Consider the following 7,527-nt stretch of genomic DNA (forward strand, 5'->3'; position numbering starts at 1 on the left):
CGTAGCGGCATCGCGCTGTCGCCGTTCAGGCGTCGGCCATTCTTCGCCGAGCCTGAACGTGCGGTTGTAGCGCTCCGACTTTAGACGATAAGCTTGCGATAGAGGTGCCAGGTCGCGTGGCCGAGGACCGGCATCACGACCGCCAGGCCGATGAAGGCAGGCAACGAGCCCAGCACCAGCAACGCCGCCACGATCAGTCCCCAGACCGCCATCACCACCGGATTGGCCATGACCGCCCGCACCGACGTCATGAGCGCCGTCGCAGCTCCGACATCGCGGTCCAGCAGCATCGGCAGCGAGACCACCGACAGGCAGAACGCGACCACCGCGAAACAGAATCCGATCAGGTTGCCGTAGATGATGAGCTGCCAGCCGGCATCGGTCGTGAAGACCTGACGGAGGAACGGACCGACGGCGTCCGGCGCCGCATACACGCCGAACAGCGACTGATAGAGTCCGCGCGCGACGCCGAGCCAGAGCAGGAACAGACCCATCAACAGCAACCCGATGGCAACGATAGCCGGAAAGCCGGGCGCCCGGATCACGTCGAGTGCCGCGCGGATCGATGTCGGTTCGCCCCGTTCACGCCGCCGGCTCAGTTCGTACATCATCAGCGCGGCGATCGGACCGAGCAATGCGAAGCCGGCGGCGAGGGGAAATACCAGCGGCAGCACCTCATAGCCCAAAGCCAGGCCACCGAGCACAAGTCCGACGATCGGATAGATGATGCACAGGAACATCGCATGCGTCGGCCAGACGCTGAAATCGTCCCAGCCTTGCCGGAGCGAGTCGCCCAAATCCGAAAAGCCGATGTGGCGGACCTGGGGCAATGCCGCGATCTGATCGTCCGCGGGGGTGAGTACATGAAATTGCGCCATGGCCAGTCTCCCTGTCCGCATGAGGTCATCTGCGGTCGGGGCCGATGGGGCGGCCTGCAACAAGCCGCTCACGTCTGCCGCGACCTGTCACGCCATGCTAGAACATCGGGCTGTTGTGGCGGGTCACACTTTCGTGCACCCAATCAGCGGGTGCCGCGTGTCTGCCGCAAAGTCGCCCTAGTGGAACTGACTTGGCATTGACTCGGGTTGCACCATATTGGGCCGCACGATGAATCGTCGCACGGTTGCACTCACGCTGACGGGGTTGATCGGCCTCGCGGCGATTGCCGCGATCGGCGTACCGCTGGCGCTGACCGCCTCCGGCATCGCTCCCGGTCTGCCGACGCCATCGGATTCGGCGATGATCGAACATTGGCAAAAGCACCGGGCCACCCTGGACGAGATCACCGACATGCTTCGGCGTGACCCCGCGCTCAACCGGCTGGGTCTTGATTGGAGCGATCCGGACAACCCCGAGCGCGCGCATGTGCCGGCGCCGCGCGTTGCCGATTACCGCGATCTGATGCGGGAGGCCTCGATCATCAGCGTGAGCCGGGGGCATCGCTCGGTGCAGTTCCTGTTCTACACGAGCGGCCCCACCGTCGGCGGATTCGGCAAGAGCTTTGTGCGCGGCGAGTCCTCCCGCTATGCCGAGATTGTCGAGGGCGACCTCGACAAGGCGGCGGCGGGCCGGACCAAGGTGCTGCTGCAACGCCCCATCGCCGAAGGCTGGTGGCTGCAGCGCGACAGCAACTAGCCGGCCTGCGTATCCGGCGGCCGCATTCTTCTGTGCGGCGCGGACAGACTTTGCGACAGCGCAAAGCGGCAAGAACCGTATCCTGCTTTTTGCTTTGCGTCGGGCAGACGGTTCAACAAGGGCCAGGGCGTCATGGCAACGGTCACCATTATCGTCGGTCATCCGCAACGCGCAACGTTCTGCGAGGCGCTCGCGGAGGCCTATCGGCGCGGAGCGATGAGGGCCGGGCACAAGGTGCACCTCTTCAAGCTGTCCGAGATGAATTTCGATCCGATCCTGCGACTTGGATATCGCGAGGAACAGCCGTTCGAGCCCGACCTGAAAGCCGCCTATGACGCGCTGGCCGAAAGCGATCACTGGGTGCTGGTTTTCCCGCTCTGGTGCGGCGACATGCCCGCTTTGATGAAAGGATTCATCGAGCGGCTGTTGCAGCCGGACCTGATCAAGCGGCAGGGCACCGAAAATGCCATGAACTGGCACATCTTCACGAAAAAGTCGGCCCGCATCATCATGACGATGGCCATGCCCGTCTCGGTTTATCGGTTCTGGTACGGGCCGCATGCGCTGAAGCTTCTCAAGAACAACATCCTGAACTTCATCGGGATCAAGCCGGTGCGTGAAACGCTGCTCGGGATGGTCGCGGATTCGTCCCACGAGAATCGCAACCGCTGGCTCAAGGAAGCCGAGGCCCTGGGCCAACGCGGCGAATAACGATCAGCCGCGCTCGCGGTCATGCGGGATCTCACGCGACATCCACCAGTCGACGATCCGGTGGCCGGCCAGATAGCGGCCCAAGGGGCCGAAATTTGTCCAGAAGCCGACATTGTAGCGGGTGAGCAGCCGTGCCGTCGTCGCCGCCTTGGACACGACGCGCGCGACTTTCTCGACCGGCATGGTCCGAAGGTCTTCGGGTCCAGCACAGGCGAGGTTCTGGCCGGGGCCGCCATGGCGGGTCACGCAAGGAGATCGGCGAATTCTGAATTCTTGGCGATGAACGCGGCGATGAATGGGCATCTGGCGACGACCTTCAGTCCGCGCGCCCGGACCTGCTCGAGCGCGCCGCGCGCCAGCTTCGAGCCGATGCCCTGACCGGACAAGGCGGGCGGCACCTCGGTATGGGTGAACGTAATCTTGTCCGGGCCGAGCGTGTAATAGGCCACCGCCACATGGTCGCCCGCTTTCAGTTCGAAGCGATGGTCGGCGGCATTGTCGGTGACGGCGGAAGACATTGGCGGCTCCTGGATCAATTGCCTCTGAAAACGAATTTGGGGCGGGATAGCTTGGTCACGCGCAAACCCGTCGCGGAGTTTGCCACAATCGGTGACCAGCTATTCTCAATCCTGTGCGACGGAGATTGTCATGAAAGCGGAGCGGTTGGCGGGCATGGCGGCGCTGTGCCTGACACTGTCCCTTGTGCTGCCTTCGGCTGCCCGGAGCCAGACGGCCGAGGAGCGTTATCTTGCGGCGCGGGATGCCGCGATCGAACGCTTCACGCCGGAACGCGTCCCTAATGTTGGAACGGCAGAGGTGGAGTCCGAGGGAAAGGCACGCGCCGAACTCGAAAGCCTGATCCAAGGTGCCGTCGGACCGGTCTCGCCACCCGACGCTTTCGAGCCCGATGGCTTCAATGTATCGACGCTGTTCTCCGGAGATATCGATTTCGGCAAGCTCGACGGCCTCGCATTCGAGGCGGACGGCGGCGATACCAGACTGGTGGTCACGAGCCGCTCCCTTCTGGAGAAGTGGCTCCAGGCGAAGTGGCAGGACCCGAAACTCCGCATACCGGTCGAGGCAGCCGCAAAAAGCGAGACCTTCTATCTGCGCGCGCTCGGCAGCGATGCAGCGATCCTGCGCTATGCTGACCTTCCGCTCGGCATTCCCGACGCCTCGGCGATCCTTGCAGCGCGGACCCAGGATACGCCCCCCATGGAGGCGGACGAGGTTTTGATGACCGTCTTGCGCGGCGACCGCGTTTTCCTCGCCAGTGCGCGCATCGAGGCGCCGGTCGCCGTTGCGAGCTGCACGAAGGCGCGCGAGGCTGCAGAAGCAGACCTCGCGAGGTTCGAAAGCGCGGAGATCAAACCGGGGCCGCGCAACAGCGCAGCTCTCGAGCGCGCGATCCGGACGCGCGAACAGATCGAAACCGATTTCCTGAGCTGCTTTGCGGAGTGCGCGCCGAAAGAGCCGGCCTTTGCCGGTGCGCTCCGCGCAGCGAAGCAATTGCTGGATCGTGTCGTGCCTCGCTAGCGCTCCTAAAGTGAGGGGCATTACGGGGCGTTCCTTGCACCCAGCAGGCGCGGGATGTCGCCCATGGTGTCGAACCACATCTGCGGATGGCGGGCGCGCAGCGCCTGCGGATCGGCGTAGCCCCAGGCGACGCCGCCGAACGCGATGCCCGCGCTCTGAGCAGCGTCCATGTCGCGCATTTCGTCGCCGATCGCGATGACTTCGGATGGCCTGACCTTCGCGCGTTTGACGATCCGCTGGAATTTGGCGGCCTTGCCGAACAGCGATGAGCCGCAGGCGAAATCCGAAAACAGCGCGGCGTTGTCGCCCAGCTGAAGCCTCGCATTGGCCTCGCTGTCCGATGTGACCAGCGCGAGGCGGATTCCCGCGGCATTCAGGGTGCGCAGCATGTCCGGGACCCCGTCGAACAGCGGCATCTCGTGGAGATGCTCGCGCTTCATGCGGCGCATATGCGTCGCGATCCGCGGCAATTTCCACAAGGGAACTTCGAGACGGCGCAGGATCTCCCGTGCGCCGGCGCCGCGCAGCGAGGCGATGTCGTCGGGGGCGACCTCCTTGAAACGGAACTCTCGCGCGACCTCGTTCATCACCCGCAGGAACCAGGGGAAGCTGTCAACGAGTGTGCCGTCGAGGTCGAAAATGGCGAGGGTATAGGGAAGAGGGGGGTGGGGGGTATGCACGTTAAGACGTCGGCCTCAAGGCGTTAACACATCGACCGCGATGCTAAAGCAGATTGGGCGTGCGGGGATAAGTCTCATTCGCTCGCTTCGCCCCCGTCCCGGAGGCATTGCGGGAACGTCAGCCTTCATCCTCGTTCGGGATCTTCAGCAGCCGGCCGCATGCCTTGCAATGAACGGCGTCCGGATCGTGGCTCATCAGCCCGCAATCGGGGCATTCGAACCGCACCTTTCTCGGGCGCAGCACGGCGCGTGCCAGATTGAAGAACAGCGTCACCCCGAAAATCATGATCCCGACCGAGATCAGGCGGCCGGTCGTACCCTGGAGGGTGATGTCGCCAAATCCGGTCGTGGTCAGCGCGGTGACGGTGAAATAGAGCGCGTCCGCATAATTCTTGATGCCGGGATTGGTGGCGTGTTGCGTCTCGTAAACGAAGCCGGTGGTGACGAACAGGAACACCACGAAATTGGCGAGCGCCAGGATGACCTCTTCGTTCCTGCGGAAATAGGGGAAATCCGCCCGCAGGCGCGCCAGCAATTGGTAGCTCCGCAGGACGCGGAGCGTGCGCAGGATGCGCAGGAATCCGAGAGGTTCCCCGACCAGCGGGGCGAGGAACGAGATGATGCTCGCGATATCCGCCCAGGTCACCGGGTGCAGGAGTTCGCGCAGCGGCCGGTCGCTGATCAGGAGCCGCGCGAGCACGTCCGATAGGATGACGAGGCCGAAGGCGACGTCGGCAATTTCCACCCAGTGACTGCGCGGGATGAACGAGGTCCCGACGATGAATGCCAGCGTGATGATATCGAAAGCCAGAAGACCGTATCGAAAGCGATGCGCCTGTGCGGATTGTCCCTCGTAGAGCGATTTCAGGCGATGCCTGAAATCCTTCACGCGCGAGCGGGCTTCAGCCATGACGGACCATCGTTTTTCTTCGAACACGTCCTCGGCAAACCGCCGCGGCCTGACAAGATCAGGCGTTGCGCCGTGCAGGATAGCCCGGCGAAAGCAGCCCGACACAAGATTCACGCATGAAAGCGCGTCCTGGTTCCGAACCGTGGAACCTCCTGCAGCCGAGTTTGTTGTCAAGCGACCTTCCACCCCTCCAGAACAAAGGCGATAGCGATGGCTAAAGCAAAGAAGCGGACGGCGGCGCGCACCAGCAATCGGAGCACCAGCAATCGGAGCACCGGCAGCACGAGCACCAGCAAGCGAAGCAGCAATGCCAAGCGGGCCGGCGCACGGCGGGCGGCTGGCGGCCGCGCGCGGCGGGCATCGTCGGGCAAGAGCATGATGAGCGGGCTGCTCGACTATATCCCGCAGAACCTCGTGCAGAACGTGATGTCCTCGCAAACCAGTCGCATGATGATGGCAGAGGTCCTGGTCGCCGCGGCCGGAGCTGCCGCCGCCGTGCTGATGGCGGCACGCACCGAAAGCGGCCAGCGGGCCGGCAAGGCGATGGCCGACAGCGGCGCGCTGATGAAAGAGGCCGCGATGAGTGCCGCTGCGGCGGCGCGCGATGTGATTGCGAGCGGCGCGACCGAAGCGATCGGCTCCGCGGCGCGGACGCTGACCGGCGCGGTCGAGGAGACGCAGCGCGATCTCGCCGAAAAGGCGCAGCGCATGAAGAAGAACAATGCCGACGACATGGCGCAGCACGACATGGCCGAGAACGCCCGTCGTCACAGCGAGCGCGACCGTCCGCATTGACCGGCCGAGCGGTTTGACGAGACAGCCGGGCTGCGGCGACGCGGCCCGGCCATTCGCGTCCAGGCGCGCGCTTCACGCCGCCGAGGGGATGACGAACAGCGCCGCGACGTCTCACGCAAGGCTCAGTTCCACCTGGCCGCGCCACTTTTCCAGCGCGGCGAGCTCCTCGGCGCAGACAACGAGCATCTCGTCGTAGCTCAGCGCTTCCTCGCGCGCCTGCTCGTACGCGGCGATGAAGTCGAGGGCCTCCGGCGGCACCAGAGCAAGCCCGGTCTGGCATGCGCAGGCATCGCCCCGGCAACGTCGTGCGCGCCGGCACGCGGTGCGCGGACACATCCGCCAGAGGCAATAGAGTTCGGCGATCCAGTGCGGCGAAGCATGGCTGCCGTCGCGATACCGCGCCTCGGTGAGCGGGGTGGGTGGCACGATGGTTCGCATGCGCGTTCGCATGGGTTGTCTCCTCGATCTTTCGGGACTGCGGGCGTGCGTCATCACCCCTGTTGTTTGAGGCGCGGGGTGCGCCTGGAAGGCGAAAGAGGGACGGAGCACCGGAGGGCGCACCTGTCCTTCAGTGAGCCGCATGTCCTCGCGAACATGCGGGCGCCTTCCGGCGCTCCGTCGTGGCGTTTTCCTTGCGGCGCCGGGCCGCGCTTTGCCTCCATGCGCGTCAACCTGCGCATGGCGTCAGCCGGCTCCCGGCAGAGGCTCCTAGTGGCCTCGGGCGGAGCCCCGGCGCCGCCCGGGGCCGTGCTTGCGAGGCACGGACGCGGGCGCCACACCCCTCCCACGCAATCCGGAGCAACCGGTTTTGCGTCCCTTACGCGGGAGCGGCGAGAGGGAGAATAAGGCGGCGCAAGGCGAGGGGGATAAGTTTTTTGCTTGTTGCGCACCCGGCCTTGAGCACATCGCCGCAGCCCGCATGGAGCGAAGCGCAATGCGGGACATGTTGACGGCGTCGTGGCGTTCCCGGATTTCGCTGCGCTTCATCCGGGCTACGCTTGCTCCGCTTGCTCCGCAATTTGCGCCAGGGCTGCCACGCACTCCGCTTGTCCCCGCGCAGGCAGGGATCCAGAGCAGGGCGCACAGTCGGGGAGGCTTTCTGGATGCCCGCCTTCGCGGGCATGAGCGGGTGTGGTTGGCTTTGGTGCTTCGCTGTTTCGATCTGCGGGTCTGTGGCGCTGGCCGCAAATTGCGCTACATTTGAGGGATGAGCACCGAAGCGGACTTGCTGACGCGCATCACCATTCATCCGGACCGGAT

At 64.8% G+C, this 7,527-nt stretch carries 11 protein-coding genes; 4 read left to right on the forward strand and 7 right to left on the reverse strand.

Annotation, left to right across the window (positions count from 1 at the left end; genetic code table 11):
* Positions 1 to 80: 80 nt before the first annotated feature.
* Positions 81 to 878 carry a DUF2189 domain-containing protein gene (locus VN004_RS07325; protein WP_325608481.1) on the reverse strand — a complete coding sequence of 266 codons (798 nt, stop codon included), beginning with the start codon at positions 876 to 878 and terminating at the stop codon, positions 81 to 83.
* Between the two features lie 217 nt (positions 879 to 1,095).
* Here VN004_RS07325 and VN004_RS07330 point away from each other — a divergent pair, with 217 nt between their 5' ends.
* Together VN004_RS07330 and VN004_RS07335 are read left to right on the forward strand one after the other, a co-directional pair.
* Positions 1,096 to 1,635, forward strand: a complete 540-nt coding sequence (locus VN004_RS07330) for a hypothetical protein (RefSeq protein ID WP_325608483.1) — start codon at positions 1,096 to 1,098, stop codon at positions 1,633 to 1,635.
* 132 nt (positions 1,636 to 1,767) lie between these two features.
* Entirely contained in the window at positions 1,768 to 2,346 is a 579-nt protein-coding gene (locus tag VN004_RS07335) for an NAD(P)H-dependent oxidoreductase (RefSeq protein WP_325608485.1), read from the forward strand.
* Positions 2,347 to 2,349: 3 nt separating this feature from the next.
* Here VN004_RS07335 and VN004_RS07340 read toward each other — a convergent pair whose 3' ends face one another.
* Positions 2,350 to 2,529: a hypothetical protein gene (locus VN004_RS07340; RefSeq protein WP_325608487.1), complete on the reverse strand. Its 180-nt coding sequence runs from the start codon at positions 2,527 to 2,529 to the stop codon at positions 2,350 to 2,352.
* A gap of 59 nt (positions 2,530 to 2,588) precedes the next feature.
* Positions 2,589 to 2,864 (reverse strand): GNAT family N-acetyltransferase, encoded by a 276-nt coding sequence (locus VN004_RS07345; protein WP_325608489.1) that lies wholly within the window; start codon positions 2,862 to 2,864, stop codon positions 2,589 to 2,591.
* A 130-nt stretch (positions 2,865 to 2,994) separates the two neighbouring features.
* Here VN004_RS07345 and VN004_RS07350 point away from each other — a divergent pair, with 130 nt between their 5' ends.
* Positions 2,995 to 3,882 carry a hypothetical protein gene (locus tag VN004_RS07350; protein WP_325608491.1) on the forward strand — a complete coding sequence of 296 codons (888 nt, stop codon included), beginning with the start codon at positions 2,995 to 2,997 and terminating at the stop codon, positions 3,880 to 3,882.
* A 20-nt stretch (positions 3,883 to 3,902) separates the two neighbouring features.
* On the opposite strand, the gene VN004_RS07355 is transcribed toward VN004_RS07350, so the two are convergent.
* The 3 genes from VN004_RS07355 to VN004_RS07365 all read right to left on the reverse strand — a co-directional run bounded on the left by VN004_RS07355 (position 3,903) and on the right by VN004_RS07365 (position 5,849).
* On the reverse strand, positions 3,903 to 4,562 hold the full coding sequence (locus VN004_RS07355; protein ID WP_325608493.1) for an HAD-IA family hydrolase: 660 nt from the start codon (positions 4,560 to 4,562) through the stop codon (positions 3,903 to 3,905).
* Between the two features lie 118 nt (positions 4,563 to 4,680).
* Complete coding sequence (locus VN004_RS07360; RefSeq protein WP_325608495.1) at positions 4,681 to 5,472, reverse strand: ion channel; 792 nt, start codon at positions 5,470 to 5,472, stop codon at positions 4,681 to 4,683.
* A gap of 170 nt (positions 5,473 to 5,642) precedes the next feature.
* Positions 5,643 to 5,849: a hypothetical protein gene (locus VN004_RS07365; protein ID WP_325608496.1), complete on the reverse strand. Its 207-nt coding sequence runs from the start codon at positions 5,847 to 5,849 to the stop codon at positions 5,643 to 5,645.
* Between VN004_RS07365 and VN004_RS07370 the strand changes: the two genes are divergently transcribed.
* Positions 5,848 to 6,267, forward strand: a complete 420-nt coding sequence (locus VN004_RS07370; protein ID WP_325608498.1) for a hypothetical protein — start codon at positions 5,848 to 5,850, stop codon at positions 6,265 to 6,267. The genes VN004_RS07365 and VN004_RS07370 overlap by 2 nt on opposite strands.
* Positions 6,268 to 6,378: 111 nt before the next feature.
* Here VN004_RS07370 and VN004_RS07375 read toward each other — a convergent pair whose 3' ends face one another.
* Positions 6,379 to 6,717 (reverse strand): hypothetical protein, encoded by a 339-nt coding sequence (locus tag VN004_RS07375; RefSeq protein WP_325608500.1) that lies wholly within the window; start codon positions 6,715 to 6,717, stop codon positions 6,379 to 6,381.
* Positions 6,718 to 7,527: the final 810 nt, after the last annotated feature.

This window comes from Pseudorhodoplanes sp., from assembly GCF_035565855.1.
GTDB lineage: Bacteria > Pseudomonadota > Alphaproteobacteria > Rhizobiales > Xanthobacteraceae > Pseudorhodoplanes.

Bases quoted from the DNA above. Each gene is read 5' to 3' on its own strand.
- VN004_RS07325 (WP_325608481.1), bottom strand. From the start codon at position 878: ATGGCGCAATTTCATGTACTCACCCCCGCGGACGATCAGATCGCGGCA.
- VN004_RS07335 (WP_325608485.1), top strand. From the start codon at position 1,768: ATGGCAACGGTCACCATTATCGTCGGTCATCCGCAACGCGCAACGTTC.
- VN004_RS07340 (WP_325608487.1), bottom strand. From the start codon at position 2,529: ATGCCGGTCGAGAAAGTCGCGCGCGTCGTGTCCAAGGCGGCGACGACG.
- VN004_RS07345 (WP_325608489.1), bottom strand. From the start codon at position 2,864: ATGTCTTCCGCCGTCACCGACAATGCCGCCGACCATCGCTTCGAACTG.
- VN004_RS07350 (WP_325608491.1), top strand. From the start codon at position 2,995: ATGAAAGCGGAGCGGTTGGCGGGCATGGCGGCGCTGTGCCTGACACTG.
- VN004_RS07360 (WP_325608495.1), bottom strand. From the start codon at position 5,472: ATGGCTGAAGCCCGCTCGCGCGTGAAGGATTTCAGGCATCGCCTGAAA.
- VN004_RS07370 (WP_325608498.1), top strand. From the start codon at position 5,848: ATGATGAGCGGGCTGCTCGACTATATCCCGCAGAACCTCGTGCAGAAC.
- VN004_RS07365 (WP_325608496.1), bottom strand. From the start codon at position 5,849: ATGCTCTTGCCCGACGATGCCCGCCGCGCGCGGCCGCCAGCCGCCCGC.
- VN004_RS07375 (WP_325608500.1), bottom strand. From the start codon at position 6,717: ATGCGAACGCGCATGCGAACCATCGTGCCACCCACCCCGCTCACCGAG.